We start from the raw sequence: 24,119 nt of genomic DNA, 5'->3' as shown, positions 1-24,119 counted from the left end.
TTTATCAGATAAACGCAATAATAAATGCGTTTTTTCATATTATTCACTTTAGGAGGAAATCAATATGTCTTCATTCCAAAATTGGACAGAACACACAGCTCACGTTAAGCAATCTTTTGGTAAATTAGGGCAAAAACACCCTAAAATGCTTGAAGCTTATAAAGCATTAGGTACAGCGGCCGCAGCGGAAGCATTAGATCACAAAACTCGTGAATTAATTGCATTAGCAGTAGCGATTACAACACGTTGTGAAAGTTGCATCAGTGTACACGCAGAAGAAGCGGCAAAAGCAGGTGCAACCGAAAGCGAAATTGCCGGTGCATTAGCGACTGCGATTGCATTAAATGCCGGTGCGGCATATACCTATGCTTTACGTGCATTAGAAGCGGTGGAAGAGCAAAAATAAGGAGCAATAAATGAAGAAATTGGCTTGGATTTTAGGCTTTGCAGCTATGATGCCAATGATGTCTAGTGCTAAACAAGCATCAGTTCAGCAAGTGCAGGCTGAAAAAGCAGCGGGCATTTGGATTGATGTACGTTCTGCTGAAGAATTTCAGCAAGGGCATTTAAATGGTGCAATTAATGTAACGCATACTGAAATTGCACAACGTATCGCAGAAGTTGCTCCAGATAAAAATCAGCCGATTCATCTTTATTGCCGCTCGGGTCATCGAGCTGAAGCGGCGCTTAATGAGCTAAAAAAATTAGGTTACAGCAATGTAACTAATCATGGTGGTTATGACGATCTGATTAAAGCCGGGTTGAAATAACTGTTTTGAGTGCCAAGCATTTGCTTGGCACTTTTCGTTTATATCTGAGGTTAAAAATTATGAGTGCTTTTAACAATTTTGTTAATTTTGTTGCAAATATTGTTGCTCCAATGCAACGCCAATTCATTAATTTTGTGCGTATTGCTATTTGTATTGTGATGGTTTGGATTGGTGGTTTAAAAGTCTGCCAATATGAAGCAGACGGTATTGCCCATTTTGTATCGAATAGCCCATTCTTTAGTTATATGTACAAAAAAGGCCCGAACTTAGTCGATGATGGCACAGGTAAAATGGTGATGGAATACACCCTTCACAAAAATCCTGAAGGCAAAATGGTGGCAAAAAACATCGAATGGCATAAAGAAAATGGCACTTATACCGCTTCTTATATCATCGGTGCAACTATTGTGACAGTTGGTTTATTAACCTTATCCGGCATTTGGTTCCCAGTTTCCGGTATGGCTGGGGGCTTACTCACTTTTGGTATGTCGATTGTTACACTCTCGTTTATGATTACCACCCCTGAAATTTGGGTGCCGAATTTAGGTGGGGATATGCCAACCCCTGCACACGGTTTCCCATATCTGTCGGCAGTCGGTCGTTTAATTGTAAAAGATGTGATTATGATGGCAGGCGGCTTGGTGGCCGCAGCGGAATGTGCAAATCGCATTTTAGCCAGACGTAAAGCGATTGCTTAATTAATAGTGCTAATGCAAGCGGTCATTTTCTTGTAAAATTTTGCAATAAAATGACCGCTTGTTTTTTGTCAATTTGCCATAATTTCAAGTATAATCCAATTACGCAATCGTTTGCTTTTATGGAGAGGAATAAAATGACAACAATCGGTACACCGTTAAGAACGAACGCTACAAAAGTGATGATGTTAGGTTCGGGCGAGTTGGGGAAAGAAGTGGTAATAGAGCTGCAACGCTTAGGCGTAGAAGTGATTGCGGTGGATCGTTATGACAATGCACCTGCACAGCAAGTGGCTCACCGTGCTTATACGATTTCGATGTTAGACGGGAATGCATTGCGAGATTTGGTGGAGAAAGAAAAACCGGATTTTATTGTGCCCGAAGTAGAAGCCATCGCAACTGCAACCTTGGTTGAGTTAGAGCAAGAGGGATATAACGTAATCCCAACGGCAAAAGCAACGCAATTAACAATGAATCGAGAAGGCATTCGCCGATTGGCGGCAGAAGAGTTGGGCTTAAAAACGTCGCCTTATCGTTTTGTGGATAATTTTGAACAGTTCCAGCAAGCGATTCAAGAAATCGGCATTCCGTGTGTGGTCAAACCGATTATGTCTTCTTCCGGACACGGGCAATCAGTAATTAAATCTGAAGCGGATATTCAACAGGCTTGGGATTATTCGCAACAGGGCGGACGTGCCGGCGGTGGGCGTGTGATTGTAGAGGGTTTTATCAAATTCGATTATGAAATTACCCAGCTTACCGTTCGCCATATTCACGGCACGTCGTTTTTAGCTCCCATCGGGCATATTCAGGTTGATGGCGATTATCGTGAATCTTGGCAACCGCAGCAAATGTCGGGCATTGCATTGAAAAAAGCTCAAGAAACCGCAGAAAAAATTACCTCTGCACTGGGCGGAAGAGGGATTTTCGGCGTGGAACTTTTTGTCTGTGGCGATGAGATTATTTTTAACGAAGTCTCCCCACGTCCACACGATACCGGAATAGTAACAATGGCATCACAAGAGCTTTCTCAATTTGCTCTGCACGCCCGTGCGATTTTGGGCTTACCGATTCCGGAAATTTACCGCATCAGCCCGGCAGCTTCTAAAGCGATTGTGGTTGAAGGGAAATCGGATAATGTGCGTTTTGGCGGTGTAGATAAGGTATTAGCCGAAATCGGGACGAATATCCGCTTATTCGGTAAAGGCGAAGTAAACGGACACCGCCGATTAGGGGTAATTCTTGCTCGTGATGAAAATACAGTGAGAGCATTAGAAAAAGCTCGGCGAGCTTATGATAAGTTAGATATTCAATTATAAAGTCAGGATTTTGATATTCGTTGATAGTAGGCATTTTATGCCTACTATCCTATAGGCCTCTAATCAAATTGGATGAAAAAGTTGAAGATTGTTAATCCTCTTTGCCGAGAATTTGGTTCACTTCGCTCTTATACAATACTGCTTTTGCTCCAAACACGGCTTGTACACCGCCACCGACTTCCAGCACGTCAATCGCACCGAGTTTTTTCAGTGTTGCTTTATCCACGGCTTTCACCTCTTTCACTGCCACACGCAGACGGGTAATACAAGCGTCCACATTTTCGATATTATTTGCAGAGCCAAGAGCGGCGATAATTTTATGGGCATTTTCAGTCAGTGAGCTGGTTTGTTGTTCGACTACCTCTTCACTCTCTTCCGCACGTCCCGGTGTCATTACGTTGAATTTTTTGATCAGGAATAGGAACGAGAAGTAGTAAAGTGCCGCCCACGGCAAGCCGACTATGATCACTCGAAGCCAGTTAGTGTTCTCGTTGCCTTGCAAAATGCCAAACAGGGTGAAGTCGATCACGCCACCGGAGAAGGTGTTACCAATCGAGATGTTGAGTAAGTCTGCAATGTAGAACGACACGCCGTCTAAAAAAGCGTGGAACACATAGAGCCACGGGGCAACAAACAGGAACATAAATTCAATCGGCTCGGTAATGCCGGTGATAAAAGAGGTGAGCGCTGCACCTAAGAACAGACCGCTAATCGCACCACGGCGGGCTTTCGGCACAGCGTGATACATCGCTAAACAGGCGGCAGGTAAGCCAAACATCATCGTATCGAAACGTCCAGCGAAGAAACGTGTACCTTCGGTAAATAAGCCTTGATGGGTTGGATCGGCGAGTTGGGCGAAGAAGATTTTTTGCGCCCCGATAATGGTTTCACCATTTACCACTTCTGTTCCGCCCAATTCGGTGTACCAAAACAGCGGGTAGATCATATGGTGTAAGCCGACCGCACCGCTTAACCGCATTAAGAAACCGTAGAAAAAGGTGCCGATTTCGCCCATTTCCGCAATCCCTTGCCCTGCTGAAACCAGCCACTGTTGGAAAGTCGGCCAGATCAAAAAGAACACTGCCCCGACAAAAATCGCAGCAAAGGCGGTCACAATCGGCACAAACCGAGAGCCGCCAAAGAAGCCGAGAATTTGCGGCAGCTGAATGTTGTGGTATTTGTTATGCAGTTTCACCGTAATCAAGCCCATCACCAGCGAGCCGATCACACCGGTATCAATCCCTTTGGTTTCAGGAGAAAACAGCGGAATGAGGGCAGAAATCGTGCCTGTCATAATCAAATAACCGACCACTGCTGCCAGTGCCGCTACGCCTTTATCTCGTTTTGCTAATCCAATGCCTAAACCGATACACAGTAATAATGCAAGGTTGCCAAACACCACACTGCCTGCCGATGCCATAATCTGGAAAATGCCCTGTAAAGTCGGGTTATCCAGTATCGGGTAGGCTTGCACCGTTGCCTTATTCGACAAAGCTCCGCCAATCCCTAACAGCAAACCGGCTGCCGGTAAAATCGCAATCGGCAGCATAAAAGCTTTTCCGACTTGTTGCAGTTGTTTGAACATAAAATTTCTCCTTTTTTATGGTTGTATTTGATGGTTTATAGCATACTGAAATTTAGCCGTATGAGGTGTGATATAACTCACAGATTTGCAAAATTTTTAGCAAATTCGACCGCTTGTAAAAAAATTACCGCTTGCGGAAAAATTGAAGTAGAATTAAGCATTTTTTTAGCAAACACAACATAAAAAATTTGGAGAAGATTATGCCTATTTTACGTTCAGCAACTTCCACTCAGGGTCGTAATATGGCGGGGGCTCGTGCATTATGGCGTGCAACCGGTATGAAAGAAAATGATTTTGGTAAGCCGATTATTGCAGTGGTGAACTCATTCACCCAATTTGTGCCGGGGCACGTCCACTTAAAAGATATGGGGCAGTTGGTTGCGGCAGAAATTGAAAAAGCCGGTGGGGTGGCAAAAGAATTCAACACCATTGCGGTTGATGACGGCATTGCAATGGGACACGGCGGAATGCTTTATTCTTTACCAAGCCGTGATTTAATTGCAGACAGTGTGGAATATATGGTGAATGCTCACTGTGCTGATGCGATGGTGTGTATCTCTAACTGCGATAAAATCACCCCGGGAATGTTAATGGCAGCAATGCGGTTAAATATTCCGACTATTTTTGTCTCTGGTGGCCCGATGGAAGCCGGAAAAACTAAACTTTCCGATCAATTAATTCGCTTGGATTTAGTCGATGCAATGATCGAAAGTGCCGACCCGAATGTGTCTGATGAACGTATTGATGCGATTGAACGTAGTGCTTGCCCGACTTGTGGTTCTTGTTCAGGTATGTTCACCGCAAACTCAATGAACTGTTTAACTGAAGCTTTAGGCTTAAGTTTACCGGGCAATGGTTCAATGTTGGCAACTCATGCTGACCGTAAAGAGCTTTTCCTAAGAGCAGGTCGTGAAATTGTGGAACTTTGCCGTAAATATTACCAACAAGACGATGAGAGCGTGTTACCTCGCTCAATCGCTACCTTCGATGCATTTGAAAATGCAATGAGCCTTGATATTGCAATGGGTGGTTCAAGTAATACCGTGCTTCATTTACTAGCGACTGCTCAAGAAGCCGGCGTTGATTTTAAAATGGAAGATATTGACCGCCTCTCTCGTGTCGTGCCGTGCTTAAGTAAAATTGCCCCGAATACCAATAAATACCATATGGAAGACGTACACCGTGCCGGTGGGATTATGGGCTTGCTGGGCGAATTAGATCGTGCAGGTTTAATCCATCGCCACGTTAAAACAGTGCTAGGTTTAACGATAGAAGAGCAACTGAATCAATACGATATTATTCGTAATAAAGATGAAGATTTACACAAATTCTTCCGTGCAGGTCCGGCAGGAATTCGTACTACTAAGGCTTTCTCGCAAGATTGCCGTTGGGACACTGTTGATGATGACCGTGTAAACGGCTGTATTCGCAATGTGGAAAATGCTGTGACCAAAGAGGGCGGGTTAGCGGTATTATTTGGGAATATTGCAGAAGATGGATGTATTGTTAAAACCGCAGGGGTAGATGAGTCTATTTGGAAATTCACTGGCACCGCAATCGTGTTTGAAAGCCAAGAAGATGCGGTAGCAGGTATTTTAGGCGGAAAAGTGAAAGAAGGGCATATTGTGATTATCCGCTATGAAGGTCCGAAAGGCGGCCCGGGTATGCAAGAAATGCTTTATCCAACTAGTTATTTGAAATCAATGGGCTTAGGCAAAAAATGTGCTTTATTAACTGACGGTCGTTTCTCTGGCGGTACCTCAGGGTTATCTATCGGACACGCTTCACCGGAAGCCGCTTCAGGAGGAGCGATTGCCTTAATTAATGATGGCGATACGGTGGCGATTGATATTCCGAATCGTTCGATTAACTTAATGGTTTCAGATGAAGAACTTGCTGCTCGCCGTGCAGAAATGGAAGCCCGTGGCGATAAAGCGTGGCAGCCGCTAAAACGTGAGCGAGAAGTGTCGTTTGCACTAAAAGTGTTTGGACATTTTGCCACCTCTGCTGATAAAGGTGCGGTGAGGGATAAATCGCTGTTAAAGTAAATAAATTAGAAAAAAGAAGCATTTCAATAATATATTGATCTGCTCTTTATTCAGCTGAATATTTAATCTAGCTGAATGGAGAGCAGATCGATAGCCTAATTTACATCTTTTTGTTTTGATACAGGGAAATGTATTACAAGCATTTTGCCGGTTTTGGCAGACCTGCAATTTTAGTGGCTTGTTTTGCAGGACCATCAGGAAACAAGCGTTGTAAATAACGGCTGTTGCCTTTTTCTTCACCGAATTTTTGTGCCATTGTCTTTACCAGCATTCGAATTGCTGGTGAAGTTTTGTATTCTTGGTAGAAATCCCGCACCAGATAAATAATTTCCCAATGTTCTGCGGTTAAGCTAATTTGCTCTTTTTCGGCGATTTTTTCTGCTAATTCTACAGACCAATCATTTAAATTAGTTAAATAGCCTGAAGCATCGGTTGGGTATTGGATATTATTTAATTCAATCGTCATCAAATAAAAATGCCACATAATGTGGCATTCCTCTTAAACTAAAACGCTAGTCGTCACTACCTAGCACACCGAAGATTTGTAAGAAGCTTACAAATAGGTTGTAGATAGACACATATAAATCAACGGTTGCACGAATGTAGTTGGTTTCGCCACCGTGAATAATGTTGCTGGTTGCCAGTAAAATCGCACCGCTTGAGAAAATGACAAACAAGCTGCTTAGGGCTAAACTTAATGCCGGAATTGCTAAGAAGATATTGGCAATAATACCGACTAATAATACCACAAACAGGGCAACCATCATTCCGCTGATAAAGCTCATATCTTTTTTGGTGGTTAATACATAAGCTGAACAAGCGAAGAAAACCAATGCGGTTGCACCGAATGCAAGGGCGACAATATCCCCTAAACCCGCACCGATGTAACGGTTTAAAATAGGACCTAAGGTATAGCCTAAGAAGCCGGTTAAAGCAAATACGCTTAAGATACCCGCACTGCTGTTTGAGGTGGCATTCGTCAAGAAAAGTAAGCCGTAAAAGCCGACCAATAATCCCCACCACGGCATAGCCGGTGCGTTCATTTGAATTGCAACAAAAGCAACAACTGCGGAGAAAGTCAGGGTCATTGCCAATAACATATAGGTATTGCGAAGCACTTTGTGGGTGCTAATTAGAGATTCACCAGTTGAATAGCTGTGAGCTAAACGATTTTCCATAAAAATTCCTTCTGTTTTTGTGTTTAAATCGGAACATCCGATGGATTAATATCTATGGATAAATTTCCATAAATCAAGAAGTAAGGTAGCCGTAATTTATTGTAAAGTCAATGCGATTTTGTAACAGAAGAGTAAAAAAAAACATTTAGTTGTGTTACACTTAATACCACTCTACTTTATATTCCTTTTCATCGATGAATTCGCTATGAAGCTCAATTTCCCAACTTATTTAACCTTATTTCGGGTAGGATTAACCCCACTTTTTATTGTGGCTTTTTATCTGCCGATAAAATATGCGCCTGAAATTTCAACACTTATTTTTTTTATTGCATCGATTACCGATGCCTTTGACGGCTATTTAGCACGCAAATGGAATCAAACCACCCGACTTGGTGCATTTTTAGATCCTGTTGCGGATAAAGTCTTGGTAGCTGTTGCGTTTGTCTGCGTGGCGGAGTATTACCATACTTGGTGGATTACTATTCCAATCTGCATTATGATTGCCCGTGAAATTATTATTTCGGCTTTGCGTGAATGGATGGCGGAGCTTGGGGAAAGGGCCAGTGTTGCCGTTTCGATTTGGGGGAAAGTAAAAACGACTGCTCAAATGCTCGCATTAGGTGGAATGTTATGGAGACAGAACCAACTAATGGAGATTTTAGCCTTTATTCTGCTTTATATTGCAGTGGGTTTAACGATCTGGTCTATGATGCAGTATTTAAATGCTTCAAAGAATAGTCTATTGAAGTCATAAGCGGTCATATTTTTATTCTTTTTTGCAATTTGTAGAGTGGAAATATCGCTCTACAATTTTCAATTTTATCAACTCTAATGTCTGAATTTAACGCTAAATCCTTCCTGTTAAATGTGCCTCACCAACCGGGTGTTTATCGTATGTATGATAGTAAAGGCACGATAATCTATGTGGGTAAAGCCAAAGATTTAAAAAAGCGTTTAGCCAGCTATTTTCGTAGCCAACTTTCCAGTAAAAAAACGGAAGCCTTGGTGGCAAATCTTGCTAATATTGAAACGACGATCACTCATTCTGAAACAGAGGCGTTACTCCTTGAACATAATTATATTAAGGAAAATCAGCCGAAATATAATGTGTTGCTCAGAGATGACAAATCTTATCCTTATATTCTGTTAACTAAACATAAGCATCCTCGTTTAACAGCATTTCGTGGTAGTAAAAAGATCGCCGGTGAATATTTTGGGCCTTATCCGAATGTTACGGCAGTTCGGGAAACACTGAATTTATTGCAAAAAATTTTTCCTATTCGTCAGTGTGAAGATACTTATTATAAAAACCGTTCACGACCTTGCTTACAGTATCAGATCGGACGCTGTTTAGCCCCTTGTGTAGAGGGCTGTTATTCACCCGTTGAATACGATCAGCAGGTTAATTTGGTTCGTTTGTTTTTACAGGGAAAAGATCACCAAGTAGTCGAGCATCTGGTACAGAAAATGGAAGATGCGGCGGAGGCTTTGGATTTTGAAGGTGCGGCACGTTTTCGGGATCAAATTCAATCAGTAAGAGCGGTGCAAGAAAAACAATTCGTCTCTAATGATAGGCTAGATGATCTTGATATTATCTCGATCGTTTATCAAAATGGGATTGCCTGTGTGCATATCTTATTTGTTAGGCAAGGTAAGGTACTAGGCAATCGTTCTTACTTTCCAAAAGTGCCAAGTAATACAGATTTAACCGAGCTCGCAGATACCTTTGTCGGTCAGTTTTATTTACAAATGAACCAGCACCGCACCATACCTAACCAAATTGTAATTGATCATCAATTAAGTGAATCTAAGGCACTCAGTGAAATTTTAAGTGAGCAAGCAGGGCATAAAGTCAGCATTTTAGATAATGCCATCAGAGGTGATAAACAGCGTTATTTAGCTTTAGCGAGAACTAATGCAATGGCAGCATTAGCTTTACAACTTAAGCAAGAATCCCATATTCAAAGCCGTTATCAGGCATTGAAAGAAATGTTGAAAATGTCAGAGATTAAAAGAATGGAGTGCTTTGACATCAGTCATACAATGGGCAACCAAACAGTGGCTTCTTGCGTGGTGTTTGATGAAAATGGGCCGCTAAAATCGGATTACCGCCGTTTTAACATTGAGGGGATTACCGGAGGTGATGATTATGCAGCAATGGAGCAGGCTCTCTTGAAACGCTATAATCGAGAATTACCGCCAGAAAAGATCCCTGATATTATTTTTATTGATGGTGGCAAAGGGCAGTTGAACCGAGCGTTAGATGTCTTCGCTAAACTTGATGTGGAATGGGATAAATCGAAACCGCTTTTAATTGGTGTGGCAAAAGGCGTAGAACGTAAAGCTGGGCTGGAAACTTTAATTATCAGCAAATGGGATAAAGAAATTCACTTACCGCCAGATAGTCTTGCCTTGCATTTAATTCAGCATATTCGAGATGAATCCCACCAGCATGCCATTAGTGGGCATCGTAAAAAACGCCAAAAGGCCTTTACCGAAAGTGGATTAGAATCTATTGCCGGTGTCGGTGCAAAACGCCGACAAGCGTTGCTAAAATATTTAGGCGGAATGCAGGGGGTGAAGTCTGCAACCTTGGAAGAGATTCAATCAGTTCCGGGAATTTCTAAAGCGTTGGCAGAGGTTATTTTTGATACATTAAAAAATAGTTAAATTATCAATAGCGATATCGCTTCCAGCCGTAATGGTAGCCCACTCCTATGCTTGGGTAAATTATAGGGTGAATTGGCAGATTTATGCTTTCTGAGCGTTTATCGCTTTGGTTTAATGGCTCATCATGTTGCTTTGTATTTTTATCAACAGTTTGCTTATTGATTACTCGTTGATGGTAATCCTGAACTGCTTGCATATCCATTGGTACTGTGCTTTGTTGTTGGGGTGTCGAACAGGCGGTTAGTGCAACGCTCAATCCGAGTAAAATTAATTTTTTCATATCATTTCCTTATATTGCAAAATATTTTGCTTTTTTGACCGCTTATTTTGCTATTAATTCTTAAAAAGATTATTTTATCCATAAAAAAGGACGCACTAGGCGTCCTCATTTCTATTCTTTAAAATTAAAGAGCAGATTTTGCTTTTTCAACTAAAGCTGCGAAAGCAACTTTGTCAAATACTGCGATGTCAGCTAAGATCTTACGGTCGATTTCAACAGATGCTTTTTTCAAGCCGTTGATGAATTTGCTGTAAGATAAACCGTTTTGACGAGCTGCTGCGTTAATACGAGCAATCCATAATTGACGGAATTGACGTTTACGTTGACGGCGGTCACGGTAAGCATATTGAGCAGCTTTAACTACTGCTTGGAAAGCAACGCGATACACGCGTGAACGTGCACCATAATAACCTTTAGCAGCCTTAAGAACTTTCTTATGGCGTGCTCTTGCAATAACACCACGTTTTACACGAGCCATTATTTAATCTCCTAATTGTCTATTTTGATTGGTGGTCGTCATCACGACCTTTACTAAGAATTCTATCCGTACGTCCGTACTTTACTACACTACGCTAACCTAAAAGGCTTATGCGTATGGTAAGCACGCTACTACTAAAACTTGGTCAGCTTTCGCTACCATTGATTTGTGACGTAATTGACGTTTACGTTTAGTGGTTTTCTTAGTCAAAATGTGACGTAAGTGAGATTGTTTACGTTTAAAACCGCCGGAAGCTGTTTTTTTGAAACGCTTAGCAGCACCACGTACTGTTTTAATTTTAGGCATTGTTAAAAAACTCCGCATTGTTTGTTAGATATTATGAAAATAAGGCGAATTTTGTGAACAAAATTACTTGGAAGCACTTATTCTCCGCTATACGATTTTCATCGTTAAAAAGTCAAGCAGGCTGCTGAGTTTGCCTGTTGAGCATTTTCTCTTTCTTGGCTAGGCAAAAAAACTTGCGAATTTTAGCGAAAATATAACCGCTATGCAAGCCAATTTAAGCTTTATCAAGAAAAAAGCACATTAAAACAATGTGCTTATCGAAATTATTTCTTCTTAGGTGCGATCACCATCACAACTTGGCGACCTTCCAATTTGCCTGGGGCTGACTCTACCATTGCAATTTCTGCAGTATCTGCTTTGACACGTTCTAAAACGTCCATACCGATTTCTTGGTGAGCCATTTCACGACCACGGAAACGCACTGTGATTTTTACTTTATCCCCATCTTCTAAGAAACGGATAATGCTACGAAGTTTAACTTGATAATCGCCATCATCAGTTCCCGGACGGAATTTGATCTCTTTAACTTGAACAACTTTTTGTTTTTTCTTTTGTTCTTTTGCTGCTTTCTCTTTTTCGTAGATGAACTTACCATAGTTCATAATACGACAAACTGGTGGTTCAGCATTTGGGCTGATTTCCACTAAATCCAATTCAGCTTCTTCTGCTCTATTTAGAGCATCTTGAAGTGATACAATACCAACTTGTTCGCCGTTTTCATCGGTTAAGCGAACTTCTTTTACGCCACGAATTTCGTCATTAAGACGATGTGCACGATTTGATTGAACACGTTTTACAGGTTTAATAGCCTTATTCCTTCTAGTAAATTTTTGCTTAAATTTTACCGCTTGAGAGCGTATAAATATTTTAGATTGCTTGTTTTAAGTGATTAAAAAACAGCTAAACGTGCGGATTCTATAAGATTTTCAGTGCTTATGCAATAATAAAGCCCTTATTTAACTGCCTATTTTCGGTTATTTTGATATTCTTTGATTAAACTCATAAATGCTTGCCCAAATCGTTCAAATTTTCGTTCACCAACACCATTAATTTCTAACATTTCCACTTTTGAAGTCGGGAGAAATTCTGCCATTTCTTGCAAGGTGGCATCGTTAAAGACGATATAAGGTGGAATATTTTCGAGGTCAGCTATCTGCTTGCGTAAAAAACGTAAGCGTGCGAATAGGTCTTTGTCATAGCGATGACTTGCTTGTTTTTGCACAAATGCAGTCGCAGATATACCTAAACGTGGCAATGCAAGCTGAAGTTGCTTTTCTCCACGCAAAAACGGTCTGGCACTTTCGGTTAATTGCAGAGCGGAATGGTTAGCAATATTTTGAATAATCAACCCTAAATGAATCAGTTGCCGCACCACATTTTGCCAATAATGTTGGCTTTGTTCTTTTCCGATACCATAAACGGAAAGTTGATCGTGTTGATGTTCACGAATTTTGAGATTGTTCATTCCTCGCAATACCGCAATAATATGGTGCTGACCGAAAATTTGACCGGTGCGGTAAATCACCGACATCACTTTTTGGGCATCAAGTAAGCCATCGTATTGTTGCGGTGGATCTAAACAAATATCGCAGTTTTTGCATTGCTCTTGGCGATGTTCCCCAAAGTAGTTGAGTAAGACTAAACGGCGGCAAGTCTGTGATTCGGCGAAATCGCCAATTGCCTGTAATTTATGCTGTTTAATATTTCTCTGTTCGCTTTCCGGCTCTTCCAATAATATTTTTTGTAACCAAGCATAATCGCTAGGATCATAAAAAAGCACGGCTTCAGAAGGGAGATCATCTCGCCCGGCTCGTCCGGTTTCTTGATAGTAAGATTCGATAGAGCGAGGTAAATCGAAATGTACCACAAAACGTACGTTGGATTTGTTGATCCCCATACCAAACGCAATAGTGGCAACCACAATTTGAATATCATCACGCTGAAAGGCATTCTGCACTCGTTCTCTCTGTTCAAAACTCATACCGGCGTGATAGCCCATCACGCTGATTTTACGGGCTGAGAGTTTCTCGGTGATTTCTTCCACTTTTTTGCGACTGTTGCAGTAAACAATACCGCTTTTGCCTTGCTGTTTGCTGATGAATTTAATGAGCTGTTCAAGCGGTTTAAATTTTTCCTGCACGGTGTAGCGAATATTGGGGCGATCAAAGCTGCCTAAATAGATATGTGGGCTATTTAAGCGTAAATGATGCAGAATATCGGAGCGGGTTGTTAGATCTGCCGTGGCGGTGAGTGCCATCAACGGCACATTCGGGAAAGTGTTTCGTAAGCCACCTAGCAGGGTATATTCAGGGCGGAAATCGTGCCCCCATTGGGAAACACAATGGGCTTCATCAACCGCAATAAAGCTGATTTTACATAGCGAAATAAAGTGGAAAAAGCCTTGAGTCATTACCTTTTCAGGGGAAAGATAGAGTAATTTTAATTGACCGGATAAGGCTTTTTGTTCCACAAGTTGCTGCTCTTCGAGCGTTTGAGTGGAGTTAAGATAAGCTGCTTCAATGCCGTTGGTGATAAGTTGATCCACCTGGTCTTTCATCAACGAAATAAGCGGCGAAATCACCAAAGTGATGCCGTCTAGGCACAAAGCCGGCACTTGGTAGCAAAGGGATTTGCCACCGCCTGTTGTCATAATCACGAGGCAATCACGATTTTCCAACACGGCATTGATAACTTCTTCTTGCCCGTCTCGGAATTTTTGATAGCCAAAAATATTATTTAAAACAGAAATTGCGGTGGTGTTCATTGGTAGTTGGTTGCTACTTATGATAGTACTCGTCTTCTGAGAGTATCTTTTAAAATGAAAATAAAGCACTCATCAAAGACGAGTGCTGTCTTAGTTAACAATTAGGCATTAGAAAGAAACGCTTTCTCCGTGTCGAGCAAAAGCTTCTTCTAAATGTTGCCAGAACGAGCGACCTTCATCTGTTACCCATTCGCCTTCTACATTTTTAAAGTGGAAACCACCCAATTTGCTGGCAAGCCATAATTCCAGCATTGCCTCTTGTTTATTAATGATAACTTGCGATTCATCATCAAAGGTTAAGGTGCAGACCGCTCCTTGGATTTCAGTATCGACTGATAATCCTTCGTCATAAATTTTTTCTTCAATTTGTTGCCATACTTGCTCTACGGCTTGGTGGAATTGTGCTGTGTTCATTGGTGTATCCTTATTTGAATGTTATATAAGTAGTAAATACTTTTTGTTTTAGCTGTTTAAATGGTCTGTAAAGTTCTTTTTGTATTTTTGTTAAGAAATAATTAGGCTTTTTAAGTTTAGCTTGATTTTTTATTTTATCCTCATTATTACAACGAATAGCTCTATCATCCTGTAATGAGCTTTTAAAATTAGTTTTACTATTTAAAATAAAATCTTGTACACATAAAGCAGGAGACATTTGTAATACTTTATATTCTTTAATTTTTAAATATTCATCAAAAATTAAGTCGTCAATAGGAATGTTAAGTGTTTTTAATATATTAATTAAAAATTCTGCTCCCTTGTTCGTTAATATATAGCCAGCCGTACCAACATGTCTACTGTTTAATTTAAAAAGCCTTCTATTTAATATGTATTTCTCGGTTTTGTTAAAACGATTTATTCTATCAAATGGTAGTGTCTCTAATTTAACAATATGAGTATTTTCTGGTATATAATTTGTTTTTAGTAATTCAAATGCATTATTACCTAAATAAATATCATCTTCAAAAATACAAATATAATCCAAATTCTGTTGTTTGGCTAAATGCCATAATGCAATATGACTCAAAGCACAGGCTATTTCACCTTTTGTTAAGTTTGTATTTGAAATGTCAATATTAAATGCTTTGGCTTTTTCTTTAATTAAATCCGGCGTAATCGCATCGAAAAATTGAAAAGGAATATTTTGTTTGCCGAATTCAGCTTCAATATGTTTTCTACGCTCCTGTGCGGAGGTTAGGCTAATTACATAATTATTCATAAATTTAATCTATCATATAGCAAGCGGTTATTTTTGATTAAATTTTTGCAAAATTAACAAGAAATTTCACCGCTTGAAAGGTTAATTAATCGGTGGTAATTCGGTCATAGCCCAGCGGGGTTTTACGCTAATGCTTAAGTCGGTTTGTTCATCGTTTTTTAAGCGAAGAAAGCCAGTGTAGGCAATCATTGCGCCGTTGTCAGTGCAAAATTGTGGGCGAGGGTAGAATACTTCGCCTTTTAATTTTTTCATCATTTCCGCAAGGTCTGCTCGTAATTGTTTATTGGCACTTACGCCGCCTGCCATTACTAAGCGTTTATAGCCGGTTTGCTCTAACGCTCGCTTGCATTTAATTAAAATAGTATCAACCACGGCTTGTTGGAATGCGTGGGCAATATCGCATTTGGTTTGCTCATCGAGTTCACCATTTTCATTAAGATTGGCTTTAATCGTATTCGCAGCAAAGGTTTTTAAACCGGAGAAACTGAAATCCAGTCCCGGTCTGTCGGTCATTGGACGAGGGAATTTAAAACGATTTGGCGTGCCGGATTCGGCTAATTTTGACATCGCTACACCGGCAGGGTAATCCAAACCGAGTAGTTTGCCTGTTTTGTCAAAGGCTTCACCGGCAGCATCATCAATTGATTCCCCGAGTAGTTCGTATTGCCCAACGCCGTCAACTTTTACCAGTTGGGTGTGTCCACCTGAAATCAATAATGCCACAAACGGAAATTCAGGGGCATTTTCTTCCAACATTGGGGCAAGTAAATGCCCTTCCATATGGTGAACGCCCAATGCCGGAACATTCCAAGCATAAGCCAGCGAACGGGCAATGGTTGAGCCGACCAATAAAGCCCCGACCAAGCCTGGGCCGGCAGTATAGGCAATGCCGTCAATATCCGAGGGTTGCAGATTGGCCTCTTTTAAGGCTTCTTGAATTAGTGGCAACGTTTTACGGATATGGTCTCGAGAAGCCAGTTCAGGGACTACGCCACCGTAATCGGCGTGCATATCAATTTGGCTATAAAGCTGGTTTGCCACTAAGCCTTTGTCTTCATCATAAATGGCAACACCGGTTTCATCACAAGAGGTTTCAATACCTAAAATTCGCATAGTTGGAGAAGTCAAAATAAGTTAGAAAACCAAAAGGGGCGAAGAACGCCCCTCACATTATTCTCTGTACGACTAGAATTGTTCGCCATACTTCGGTTTTTCAGGATTCGGTAGCTCTTTGCTTTCATATTCTTGGATCAAGAGTTCCGTTTTTTGCTCTGCATCTGGGATATTCATTTGCTTATATGCTTCTTTTAAGTATGGCAATGCTTGTTTGGTTGCCAGTGTATTCGGGTAAAAACGCAACATTTCTTCGATACGGTTTACTACAGCCACATAGGCATTACGTTCATCATAAAATTTAACAACGGCTAATTCGTGTTCCGCTAAACGGTTAAATAAGTAATTCATCCAATTTTGAGCATCTTGTGCATATTGGCTTTGAGGGTAGCGCTGTACAATAGTTTGGAAGTTACCGTAAGCATTACGAACATTATCTACGGCTCGAGAGGCGCGATTTACACCAAAGAAGTCTTGAATAAAATTATCACTTAGACGTGCATTTGATAATCCTGCTAGATAGAATACGTAATCCATATTAGCTGCATTCGGGTAAGAGCGAGCAAAACGTTCTGCGGCATCAAGTGCTTTATAGTATTCGCCAACTTTATATTGAGCATAAATTAAACTTAGTTGGGTTTGCTCACCAAGTCCTGAATATTGGCCTCCTTTGGTTCCAACCGCTTCTAAGTAGCGAATGGCAGAATTATAATCTCCATCTTGTAAATAGGTCTGACCTTTGCCATAAAGATCTTGAACGTTGGATTGTTCTAATTCTTTATTTGAATTTGAACAACCTGCAACAAACAGTCCGGCTAATACTAATGTGGCAAGAGATTTAAATTTACGCATATGTTTTACCTATAAAAAGTGTCTAGGACGAAAAGTTAATGTACAATGTCCTCTGACTAAGAATAACTTATGAAGTTCATCTCGCTATTCTATATAACATCACGCAAGTAAGCAAATGACTAATTAGGATTTATGGTTTAATGACTCAACAAAAGATTTTAACAGCAGAAATTACTGCAGATTTACTAGGTGCTCGCCTAGATCAGGCTCTGGCACAACTTTTTCCGGACTATTCTCGTTCACGCATTAAAGTGTGGATTGAAAGTGATCTAGTGAAAGTTAATGGCAATATCGTGAATAAAGCAAGGGAAAAAGTATTTGGTGGTGAAACTGTTGAAATTACCGCTGAAATAGAAGAGGAAATTCGTTTTGAGCCTCAAGATATTCCTCTAAATATTGTGTATGAAGATGACGATATTATCGTCATTAATAAACCGAAGGATTTAGTGGTTCACCCAGGGGCTGGTAATCCGGACGGTACAGTGCTGAATGCTTTGCTACATTATTATCCACCGATTGCAGAAGTGCCTCGAGCAGGGATTGTTCACCGATTGGATAAAGACACGACAGGCTTAATGGTAGTGGCTAAAAACATTCCGGCACAGACTCACTTAGTAACCGCATTACAAAAACGTCGTATTACCCGTGAATATGAAGCGATTGCCAGCGGCATTATGACACAGGGCGGAAAAGTTGATGAGCCAATGGCTCGCCACCCAACTAAACGTACGGCAATGGCTGTTCACCCAATGGGAAAACCGGCGGTTACGCATTATCGTATTATGGAGCGTTTTCGTAATTACACACGTTTACGTTTAAGATTAGAAACAGGGCGTACTCACCAAATTCGGGTACATATGGCGCATATTGCTCACCCATTATTAGGTGATCAGCTCTATGGCGGTAGACCTCGCCCACCTAAAGGTGCGAGTGACTCGTTTTTATCAGTGTTACGAGGCTTCCAACGCCAAGCCTTACACGCCACAATGTTGAGATTAGAGCATCCGATTACTGGTGAAATGATGGAGTGGCACGCCCCGTTACCTGATGATTTTATTGAATTGATTCAGGCACTAAAAGCGGATTATGAGCTTTATAAAGATCAATTAGATTATTAAGTTTAGGTGTTGCTTAAATAATGTAAAGTTGATATATTGAAATCGTTTTCATAAGTAAACAACAAAAAAGGAGCTTTCTATGAAAAAATTAGTATTAACTATTTTAGCAGCTGCAACTTTCTTGACTGCGTGTAATACCGTTGATGGTGTTGGTAAGGATGTTGAAAAAGCGGGCGATAAAATTCAGCAGGCTGCACAATAACAAAAAGCTTCGAATTCTAAGAAGCTAATAATATATATACCTTATTGAACAATTGTTCAATAAGGTATATTTTTGCGAAAAATACGGTAAATTTTACCGCTTACTCTTGGAATAAAAAATAGGGCTAAATGATATCTCTCATTTAGCCCTTATTATTAGATGTAAAGTTTAAACATCAATGTTCATTTTTCTCTTTTAGTTTAATTAACCGACCTTCTAATTTCTTCTTAACATCAAAAATTGCAGTATATAAATCTTCATGTTCAGCTTTAGCGACTAAATCACCTAAAGGGGTGCCAATTGTTGCTTCAACTTGGAATGAGTTAGGTTGTTTTATCAGCATAAAATGTGGGTTTATCAATTGGGTGTGGTATTTTTCTAACTTAGCTAAACGCTCCTCAATATGAGTACGGATTGCAGGGGTAATGTCCATTTGTTTGCTTGAAATATTTAATGACATAACATTTTCCTCTTGTTTAGTTAAGGCTTTTGCCGTTGATATTCTAATAACCAAAATATGCTCATCACTCCAAAAATTCAAGTGAAAAATGAAATAAGTTTCCAAAAATTTGATCTACTTAACACTTTTAGCAGTTTTTAGCTATAATGTAATCATAATCTAGTATGTGAGAATAATTAATGAGTGAGAAAAAACAGTTACCTCCATTCCAGACACAATTTTTACACCCTAAATATTGGGGATTGTGGCTCGGTTTAGGTGTTTTTAAGTTAATTTTATGTTTGCCTTATCCTATTTTAGTAAAAATTGGTCTGGGACTAGGTAAATTGTTTACTAAATTGGGTTTTGGTAAACGTCGTATGCGTATTGCTCGCCGTAATTTAGAGCTCTGTTTTCCCCATTACTCTGCTGAGAAAGTAGAGGAATTAGTCGAAGAAAATATGAAATCGGTTGGAATGGCGATTATTGAAACCGGTATGGCTTGGTTTTGGTCGGATAAACGTATTCTTAAATGGTCTAAAATCGAAGGGCTAGAGCATTTAACACAGCGTGATCAGGAAAGGGGTATTTTACTTGTAGGGGTGCATTTTCTGACTTTAGAACTCGGTGCAAGAATTATTGGGCTACATCATCAAGGAGTAGGGGTTTATCGACCGAATGATAATCCATTATTAGATTGGATACAGTTTCGAGGACGTGTTCGCTCAAATAAAGCGATGTTAGATCGTAAAGATGTGCGTGGAATGATTCGAGCTTTAAAAAATGGCGAGGTGATATGGTACGCGCCTGATCACGATTATGGAAGACGAAATAGCGTTTTTGTACCATTTTTTGCAGTGGAGGAAACTTGTACTACTGCGGGTAGTTATATGTTACTTCGTTCTGCCCCAAAGAGTTTAGTGATCCCGTTTAGCCCGATTCGAAATTTGGACTATTCAGGCTACACAGTAAAAGTCAGTCCTGCCGTTGATTTTAGTCAATGTCAAAATGAAGTTGAAACGGCTATTTTAATGAATCGGGTGGTAGAACGTGAAATTATGGCTGCGCTAACTCAATATATGTGGCTACATCGCCGTTTTAAAACTCGCCCAAATGAAGGTGATCAAAGCCTATATGATTAATTTTAAATAATTTCAAAAAAGTGCTTGCATATTTAAGCTGAATTTTGCAATCTAGCAATGTTATCAAGCATAATAAAAAAATACAGGAGATGATTATGGCGACCCCTTTATTTCACGGTAGTATCGTAGCATTAGTTACACCAATGACTCATGGTGAGGTAGATTATCAGGATTTAAAAAAATTAGTTGAGTATCATATTCAAGCAGGTTCTCACGCTATTGTATCTGTTGGTACAACAGGTGAATCTACCACATTAAGCATTGATGAAAATGTTAAGGTGATTAAGAAAACGGTTGAATTTGCTGATGGACGTATTCCAATTATTGCAGGAACTGGTTCTAATGCGACCAGTGAAGCTATCACTATGACTAAATTATTAGCAAACAGTGGTGTAGCTGGTTGTTTAAGTGTAGTGCCTTATTACAACAAGCCAACGCAAGAGGGGATGTACTTACACTACAAAGCGATTGCAGAAAGTACAGATTTACCACAAATTCTGTATAATGTGCCGGGGCGAACAGGGAGTGATTTAAAACCTGAAACAATCGGTCGCTTAGCGAAAATTGAGAATATTGTTGCTGTGAAAGAAGCAACGGGTGATTTAAGCCGCTTACCTTTAATTAAGCAATTAGCCGGTGAAGATTTTATTTTCTTAAGTGGTGATGATGCTACCGGTTTTGAGTCTATGAAATTAGGTGGTCAAGGGGTGATCTCGGTCACCAATAATGTTGCTGCTGCTGATATGGCAAAAATGTGTGAGTTAGCTCTTGCCGGTCAATTTACTGAAGCAGAAGAAATTAATAACCGCTTAATGGCGTTACACCATGACTTATTTGTCGAATCTAACCCGATTCCGGTGAAATGGGCTGCTTATAAATTAGGTTTAATTAGTGAGCCTAATTTACGTTTACCGCTTACCACACTGTCTGAATCAGCACAGCCTGTAGTGTTAAAAGCATTACAACAAGCGGGCTTAATTTAGTTATTTTTTGCAAATCAAATTTGAAACCGGTTAAGTTAATTCTAACCGGTTTTTTCATATCTAAAAGAAATTTCCACATAAAAATAAAATTCTAAATTTCTTTGATTTAAGTAAAATTTAATTTTGTTTGATGGATTTTTACTCGCCAAAAACACTATTTTTTCTGCTTTTAATAGTTTGATCAAAAAATACGTAAAATCTTGTTGTGTTACTGTTTCCCATCGCTAATATAGCATAGCTTGTTAGATAATTCTTTAAAGGAGATTACTATGGCTATGCCATCTCAACGTTTTTCTCTTACTTGGGTACTAAATTTATTTGGTACTGCGGTAGGAGCCGGCGTTTTATTTTTGCCAATTAATGCAGGTATGGGTGGGTTCTACCCACTTATTATTATGACTTTGTTAGTTGGACCAATGACATATTTAGCTCACCGTGGCTTAACACGTTTTGTGCTTTCTTCAAAATACAAAGGGAGCGATATTACGGCTGTTGTTCGTGAACATTTTGGTGAACAGGCCGGTAAATTGATCACGCTACTGTACTTCTTTGCCATTTTTCCGATTTTACTGATTTATGGTGTAGGTATTACCAATACCGTGAGTTCTTTTATGGAGAATCAGCTTCATATCGCGCCACCATCTAGGGCTGTATTATCGTTTATGCTAATAGCTGCTATGATCGGAGTAATGTTATTAAGTGAGCAAGTCATGTTAAAAATCACAACTTGTCTTGTGTATCCATTAGTGTTGATTTTATTGGGCTTATCTATTTATTTAATTCCACAGTGGAATACAGCTGCCTTACAGCAAATGCCAACTACAGGAGACTTCCTTACTACACTTTGGCTGACTATTCCTGTTTTAGTCTTTGCTTTTAACCATTCGCCGGCTATTTCTTCTTTTGCACTTTCTCAACAGAAATATTACCAAGATGACAAGAAGGCTGAAATTGAATCAGCTAAAGTATTACGTTCTACCGCCTTTATCTTGGTGTTATTTGTGATGTTCTTTGTATTTAGCTGTGTATTAACTTTGACACCTGAAGAATTAGCACAAGCTAAAGTGCAAAATATTTCGATTCTTTCTTACCTTGCGAATAAATTTGATAATCCGATTATTTCCTATTTTGGACCGTTGGTTGCTTTTTTGGCGATTGGTAGCTCTTTCTTTGGGCATTATTTAGGTGCGCGCGAGGGGTTAGAAGGATTGGTTAATCAAATGCGTAAAGAGCCGATTGAGCCAAGCAAATTCCGCAAAATTACCGCTATTACTTTTTTGATCATTTTATGGATTGTTGCGACTATCAATCCAAGCATTTTAGGCTTCATTGAAAGCCTTGGTGGGCCGATTATTGCGATGATCTTGTTTATTATGCCTGGCTATGCCGTATATAAAGTACCGGCACTTGCACGTTTTAAAGGTGAATTTGGCCATTTATTTGTGCTTGTTATGGGTTGTATTGCTATTTCAGCAATAGTATATGGGTTACTGTAATCTTTCTAAAATCAATGTAGAATACGCCCTTTTATTTTCTATGTGAATTTGTGTTTATGATTAGTGTATTTGATATGTTTAAAGTGGGGATTGGGCCTTCCAGTTCCCATACTGTGGGGCCGATGAAAGCGGCAAAGGAATTTGTTGATGAGCTACAAAATCGCAAATTTTTAAACAAAATTGACCGCTTGCGGGTAGATGTCTATGGTTCATTATCACTCACCGGGCGAGGACATAATACGGATATTGCCATCATAATGGGATTAATGGGGTATTTGCCTCATAATGTGGATATTGAACGTATTGAGCAGACGATTGAAAATCTAAAACAAAATAAGCAACTTATCATTGCTGAAAGCAGTGTTGAGCCTAAAGTGATTGCGTTCGATTTTTATGAGGATATGCCATTTCATCGAGATTTCTTACCTCGGCACGAAAATGGTGTGAAATTTAGTGCCTTGAGCGGTGAAGAGTTGCTATTTCAAAACACCTATTATTCTATTGGTGGTGGCTTTATTGTTGATGAAGCTAACTTTGAGCAAGTTAAAAATTCAGATCTTTCTGTTCCATTCCCATATCAGAATGCAGCAGATTTACTTGCACATTGTAAGAATAACGGGTTACCGCTTTCTTCTTTAGTCTGGAAAAATGAGCTTGCTTTACGCAGTAGAGTAGAAATTTCGGATTATTTGGCAATGATTTGGAATACAATGGAAGCCTGTATTGAGCGTGGTTTGAATACGGAAGGGTTACTACCCGGGCCTCTGAAAGTGGTACGCCGTGCCAGTGGGCTACGCAGAATGTTAGAGGCAAACAGTAAATTCAATACCGACCCAATGCAAATTATCGATTGGGTGAATATGTTTGCCCTTGCCGTGAATGAAGAAAATGCGGCAGGTGGGCGAGTAGTCACCGCACCTACCAATGGAGCCTGTGGTATTGTTCCGGCTGTGTTGGCGTACTACCAAAAATTTATTGCACAGCTTAATCAAGATACTATTGAGCGTTATTTATTGACTACCAGTGTGATTGGTTCGTTATACAAAATGAATGCCTCTATTTCCGGTGCTGAAGTAGGTTGCCAAGGGGAAGTTGGTGTTGCTTGTTCAATGGCGGCAGCAGGTTTAACGGAAATTATGGGTGGCAGTGCTGAACAGGTGTGTATGGCTGCAGAAATTGCAATGGAGCACAATTTAGGCCTAACTTGTGACCCTGTTGGCGGACAAGTGCAAGTGCCTTGTATTGAAAGAAATGCAATCGCTTCAGTCAAAGCGATTAATGCCAGCAGAATGGCACTACGCCGTACTTCTTCGCCTCAGGTAAGTTTAGATAAAGTCATTGAAACAATGTACGAAACCGGCAAAGATATGAATGCAAAATACCGTGAAACCTCAACCGGTGGCTTAGCAATCAAAATTTTACCTTGTGATTAATTAATGAAAAAGGCTACCTTATCAAAATAAGG

The 24,119-nt window shown here is 40.1% G+C and carries 26 protein-coding genes; 13 read left to right on the top strand and 13 right to left on the bottom strand.

Going from position 1 to position 24,119, the window contains the following annotated elements; genetic code table 11:
- Positions 1-64 precede the first annotated feature (64 nt).
- The 4 genes from EDC41_RS06735 (at position 65) to purT (ending at position 2,784) form a co-directional block, all read left to right on the top strand.
- A complete protein-coding gene (locus EDC41_RS06735) occupies positions 65-406 on the top strand; it encodes a carboxymuconolactone decarboxylase family protein (protein ID WP_006249954.1) in 342 nt (113 codons plus the stop codon).
- A gap of 10 nt (positions 407-416) precedes the next feature.
- Positions 417-770, top strand: a complete 354-nt coding sequence (locus EDC41_RS06730; RefSeq protein ID WP_006249955.1) for a rhodanese-like domain-containing protein — start codon at positions 417-419, stop codon at positions 768-770.
- A 59-nt stretch (positions 771-829) separates the two neighbouring features.
- On the top strand, positions 830-1,468 hold the full coding sequence (locus tag EDC41_RS06725; protein WP_005719747.1) for a DUF417 family protein: 639 nt from the start codon (positions 830-832) through the stop codon (positions 1,466-1,468).
- Between the two features lie 134 nt (positions 1,469-1,602).
- The gene (gene purT, locus EDC41_RS06720) at positions 1,603-2,784 is read left to right on the top strand and encodes a formate-dependent phosphoribosylglycinamide formyltransferase (protein ID WP_020831235.1); all 1,182 of its coding nucleotides are present in this window, start codon (positions 1,603-1,605) and stop codon (positions 2,782-2,784) included.
- Positions 2,785-2,875: 91 nt separating this feature from the next.
- Here the strand turns inward: purT and EDC41_RS06715 are convergent, their stop codons facing one another.
- Positions 2,876-4,369, bottom strand: a complete 1,494-nt coding sequence (locus tag EDC41_RS06715; RefSeq protein ID WP_006250543.1) for a PTS transporter subunit EIIC — start codon at positions 4,367-4,369, stop codon at positions 2,876-2,878.
- Between the two features lie 200 nt (positions 4,370-4,569).
- On the opposite strand from EDC41_RS06715, the gene ilvD reads away from it, so the two are divergent.
- Positions 4,570-6,417 (top strand): dihydroxy-acid dehydratase, encoded by a 1,848-nt coding sequence (ilvD, locus tag EDC41_RS06705; protein ID WP_006253708.1) that lies wholly within the window; start codon positions 4,570-4,572, stop codon positions 6,415-6,417.
- A gap of 133 nt (positions 6,418-6,550) precedes the next feature.
- On the opposite strand, the gene EDC41_RS06700 is transcribed toward ilvD, so the two are convergent.
- The gene (locus EDC41_RS06700; protein WP_006250062.1) at positions 6,551-6,901 is read right to left on the bottom strand and encodes a TusE/DsrC/DsvC family sulfur relay protein; all 351 of its coding nucleotides are present in this window, start codon (positions 6,899-6,901) and stop codon (positions 6,551-6,553) included.
- A 28-nt stretch (positions 6,902-6,929) separates the two neighbouring features.
- The gene (locus EDC41_RS06695; RefSeq protein WP_006253076.1) at positions 6,930-7,595 is read right to left on the bottom strand and encodes a Bax inhibitor-1 family protein; all 666 of its coding nucleotides are present in this window, start codon (positions 7,593-7,595) and stop codon (positions 6,930-6,932) included.
- A 205-nt stretch (positions 7,596-7,800) separates the two neighbouring features.
- Here EDC41_RS06695 and pgsA point away from each other — a divergent pair, with 205 nt between their 5' ends.
- The gene (gene pgsA, locus EDC41_RS06690; protein ID WP_061888598.1) at positions 7,801-8,349 is read left to right on the top strand and encodes a CDP-diacylglycerol--glycerol-3-phosphate 3-phosphatidyltransferase; all 549 of its coding nucleotides are present in this window, start codon (positions 7,801-7,803) and stop codon (positions 8,347-8,349) included.
- A gap of 77 nt (positions 8,350-8,426) precedes the next feature.
- Positions 8,427-10,265: an excinuclease ABC subunit UvrC gene (uvrC, locus tag EDC41_RS06685; protein ID WP_006253077.1), complete on the top strand. Its 1,839-nt coding sequence runs from the start codon at positions 8,427-8,429 to the stop codon at positions 10,263-10,265.
- 4 nt (positions 10,266-10,269) lie between these two features.
- Here uvrC and EDC41_RS06680 read toward each other — a convergent pair whose 3' ends face one another.
- The 9 genes from EDC41_RS06680 to EDC41_RS06640 all read right to left on the bottom strand — a co-directional run bounded on the left by EDC41_RS06680 (position 10,270) and on the right by EDC41_RS06640 (position 17,274).
- The gene (locus EDC41_RS06680; RefSeq protein ID WP_006249239.1) at positions 10,270-10,545 is read right to left on the bottom strand and encodes a hypothetical protein; all 276 of its coding nucleotides are present in this window, start codon (positions 10,543-10,545) and stop codon (positions 10,270-10,272) included.
- 124 nt (positions 10,546-10,669) lie between these two features.
- Positions 10,670-11,023, bottom strand: coding sequence for a 50S ribosomal protein L20 (gene rplT, locus EDC41_RS06675; protein WP_006249240.1), 354 nt, complete (start codon positions 11,021-11,023; stop codon positions 10,670-10,672).
- A gap of 108 nt (positions 11,024-11,131) precedes the next feature.
- Positions 11,132-11,329: a 50S ribosomal protein L35 gene (gene rpmI, locus EDC41_RS06670; RefSeq protein WP_006249241.1), complete on the bottom strand. Its 198-nt coding sequence runs from the start codon at positions 11,327-11,329 to the stop codon at positions 11,132-11,134.
- Between the two features lie 263 nt (positions 11,330-11,592).
- Positions 11,593-12,135 carry a translation initiation factor IF-3 gene (gene infC / locus EDC41_RS06665; RefSeq protein WP_075270716.1) on the bottom strand — a complete coding sequence of 181 codons (543 nt, stop codon included), beginning with the start codon at positions 12,133-12,135 and terminating at the stop codon, positions 11,593-11,595.
- Between the two features lie 158 nt (positions 12,136-12,293).
- Positions 12,294-14,093, bottom strand: coding sequence for a DNA helicase RecQ (gene recQ / locus EDC41_RS06660; protein ID WP_006249243.1), 1,800 nt, complete (start codon positions 14,091-14,093; stop codon positions 12,294-12,296).
- A 108-nt stretch (positions 14,094-14,201) separates the two neighbouring features.
- Positions 14,202-14,507 (bottom strand): iron donor protein CyaY, encoded by a 306-nt coding sequence (gene cyaY, locus EDC41_RS06655; RefSeq protein WP_006249244.1) that lies wholly within the window; start codon positions 14,505-14,507, stop codon positions 14,202-14,204.
- Between the two features lie 10 nt (positions 14,508-14,517).
- Positions 14,518-15,309, bottom strand: coding sequence for a glycosyltransferase family 25 protein (locus EDC41_RS06650; protein WP_006249245.1), 792 nt, complete (start codon positions 15,307-15,309; stop codon positions 14,518-14,520).
- An 81-nt stretch (positions 15,310-15,390) separates the two neighbouring features.
- Positions 15,391-16,422: a tRNA (adenosine(37)-N6)-threonylcarbamoyltransferase complex transferase subunit TsaD gene (tsaD, locus tag EDC41_RS06645; RefSeq protein WP_006249246.1), complete on the bottom strand. Its 1,032-nt coding sequence runs from the start codon at positions 16,420-16,422 to the stop codon at positions 15,391-15,393.
- Between the two features lie 72 nt (positions 16,423-16,494).
- A complete protein-coding gene (locus EDC41_RS06640) occupies positions 16,495-17,274 on the bottom strand; it encodes an outer membrane protein assembly factor BamD (RefSeq protein ID WP_006253082.1) in 780 nt (259 codons plus the stop codon).
- A 140-nt stretch (positions 17,275-17,414) separates the two neighbouring features.
- On the opposite strand from EDC41_RS06640, the gene rluD reads away from it, so the two are divergent.
- Together rluD and EDC41_RS06630 are read left to right on the top strand one after the other, a co-directional pair.
- Complete coding sequence (gene rluD / locus EDC41_RS06635) at positions 17,415-18,392, top strand: 23S rRNA pseudouridine(1911/1915/1917) synthase RluD (RefSeq protein ID WP_006250557.1); 978 nt, start codon at positions 17,415-17,417, stop codon at positions 18,390-18,392.
- Between the two features lie 79 nt (positions 18,393-18,471).
- A complete protein-coding gene (locus EDC41_RS06630; RefSeq protein ID WP_006250558.1) occupies positions 18,472-18,594 on the top strand; it encodes an entericidin A/B family lipoprotein in 123 nt (40 codons plus the stop codon).
- A gap of 175 nt (positions 18,595-18,769) precedes the next feature.
- Here EDC41_RS06630 and hpf read toward each other — a convergent pair whose 3' ends face one another.
- The gene (gene hpf / locus EDC41_RS06625) at positions 18,770-19,054 is read right to left on the bottom strand and encodes a ribosome hibernation-promoting factor, HPF/YfiA family (RefSeq protein WP_020831243.1); all 285 of its coding nucleotides are present in this window, start codon (positions 19,052-19,054) and stop codon (positions 18,770-18,772) included.
- 179 nt (positions 19,055-19,233) lie between these two features.
- Between hpf and EDC41_RS06620 the strand changes: the two genes are divergently transcribed.
- From EDC41_RS06620 to EDC41_RS06605, 4 genes are all read left to right on the top strand, one after another.
- The gene (locus tag EDC41_RS06620) at positions 19,234-20,175 is read left to right on the top strand and encodes a Kdo(2)-lipid IV(A) acyltransferase (RefSeq protein WP_006250560.1); all 942 of its coding nucleotides are present in this window, start codon (positions 19,234-19,236) and stop codon (positions 20,173-20,175) included.
- 89 nt (positions 20,176-20,264) lie between these two features.
- The gene (dapA, locus tag EDC41_RS06615; protein ID WP_006250561.1) at positions 20,265-21,158 is read left to right on the top strand and encodes a 4-hydroxy-tetrahydrodipicolinate synthase; all 894 of its coding nucleotides are present in this window, start codon (positions 20,265-20,267) and stop codon (positions 21,156-21,158) included.
- Positions 21,159-21,427: 269 nt separating this feature from the next.
- Positions 21,428-22,654 carry a serine/threonine transporter gene (locus EDC41_RS06610; protein ID WP_006253083.1) on the top strand — a complete coding sequence of 409 codons (1,227 nt, stop codon included), beginning with the start codon at positions 21,428-21,430 and terminating at the stop codon, positions 22,652-22,654.
- Positions 22,655-22,710: 56 nt separating this feature from the next.
- Complete coding sequence (locus EDC41_RS06605) at positions 22,711-24,087, top strand: L-serine ammonia-lyase (protein WP_006250564.1); 1,377 nt, start codon at positions 22,711-22,713, stop codon at positions 24,085-24,087.
- Positions 24,088-24,119: the final 32 nt, after the last annotated feature.

The organism is Mannheimia haemolytica (assembly GCF_004342115.1).
GTDB lineage: Bacteria > Pseudomonadota > Gammaproteobacteria > Enterobacterales > Pasteurellaceae > Mannheimia > Mannheimia haemolytica.
Note: the sequence above shows the minus strand (reverse complement) of the source record. Positions and strands in the feature narration are given on the sequence as shown.

Coding starts and splice junctions, on each gene's coding strand:
- recQ (WP_006249243.1), bottom strand. CDS start 14,093: ATGAACACCACCGCAATTTCTGTTTTAAATAATATTTTTGGCTATCAA.
- EDC41_RS06610 (WP_006253083.1), top strand. CDS start 21,428: ATGGCTATGCCATCTCAACGTTTTTCTCTTACTTGGGTACTAAATTTA.
- purT (WP_020831235.1), top strand. CDS start 1,603: ATGACAACAATCGGTACACCGTTAAGAACGAACGCTACAAAAGTGATG.
- EDC41_RS06680 (WP_006249239.1), bottom strand. CDS start 10,545: ATGAAAAAATTAATTTTACTCGGATTGAGCGTTGCACTAACCGCCTGT.
- rplT (WP_006249240.1), bottom strand. CDS start 11,023: ATGGCTCGTGTAAAACGTGGTGTTATTGCAAGAGCACGCCATAAGAAA.
- rluD (WP_006250557.1), top strand. CDS start 17,415: ATGACTCAACAAAAGATTTTAACAGCAGAAATTACTGCAGATTTACTA.
- EDC41_RS06650 (WP_006249245.1), bottom strand. CDS start 15,309: ATGAATAATTATGTAATTAGCCTAACCTCCGCACAGGAGCGTAGAAAA.
- EDC41_RS06715 (WP_006250543.1), bottom strand. CDS start 4,369: ATGTTCAAACAACTGCAACAAGTCGGAAAAGCTTTTATGCTGCCGATT.
- cyaY (WP_006249244.1), bottom strand. CDS start 14,507: ATGAACACAGCACAATTCCACCAAGCCGTAGAGCAAGTATGGCAACAA.
- EDC41_RS06605 (WP_006250564.1), top strand. CDS start 22,711: ATGATTAGTGTATTTGATATGTTTAAAGTGGGGATTGGGCCTTCCAGT.
- ilvD (WP_006253708.1), top strand. CDS start 4,570: ATGCCTATTTTACGTTCAGCAACTTCCACTCAGGGTCGTAATATGGCG.
- EDC41_RS06640 (WP_006253082.1), bottom strand. CDS start 17,274: ATGCGTAAATTTAAATCTCTTGCCACATTAGTATTAGCCGGACTGTTT.
- pgsA (WP_061888598.1), top strand. CDS start 7,801: ATGAAGCTCAATTTCCCAACTTATTTAACCTTATTTCGGGTAGGATTA.
- EDC41_RS06630 (WP_006250558.1), top strand. CDS start 18,472: ATGAAAAAATTAGTATTAACTATTTTAGCAGCTGCAACTTTCTTGACT.
- EDC41_RS06735 (WP_006249954.1), top strand. CDS start 65: ATGTCTTCATTCCAAAATTGGACAGAACACACAGCTCACGTTAAGCAA.
- dapA (WP_006250561.1), top strand. CDS start 20,265: ATGATTATGGCGACCCCTTTATTTCACGGTAGTATCGTAGCATTAGTT.
- uvrC (WP_006253077.1), top strand. CDS start 8,427: ATGTCTGAATTTAACGCTAAATCCTTCCTGTTAAATGTGCCTCACCAA.
- tsaD (WP_006249246.1), bottom strand. CDS start 16,422: ATGCGAATTTTAGGTATTGAAACCTCTTGTGATGAAACCGGTGTTGCC.
- EDC41_RS06695 (WP_006253076.1), bottom strand. CDS start 7,595: ATGGAAAATCGTTTAGCTCACAGCTATTCAACTGGTGAATCTCTAATT.
- hpf (WP_020831243.1), bottom strand. CDS start 19,054: ATGTCATTAAATATTTCAAGCAAACAAATGGACATTACCCCTGCAATC.
- EDC41_RS06700 (WP_006250062.1), bottom strand. CDS start 6,901: ATGTGGCATTTTTATTTGATGACGATTGAATTAAATAATATCCAATAC.
- EDC41_RS06730 (WP_006249955.1), top strand. CDS start 417: ATGAAGAAATTGGCTTGGATTTTAGGCTTTGCAGCTATGATGCCAATG.
- EDC41_RS06725 (WP_005719747.1), top strand. CDS start 830: ATGAGTGCTTTTAACAATTTTGTTAATTTTGTTGCAAATATTGTTGCT.
- rpmI (WP_006249241.1), bottom strand. CDS start 11,329: ATGCCTAAAATTAAAACAGTACGTGGTGCTGCTAAGCGTTTCAAAAAA.
- EDC41_RS06620 (WP_006250560.1), top strand. CDS start 19,234: ATGAGTGAGAAAAAACAGTTACCTCCATTCCAGACACAATTTTTACAC.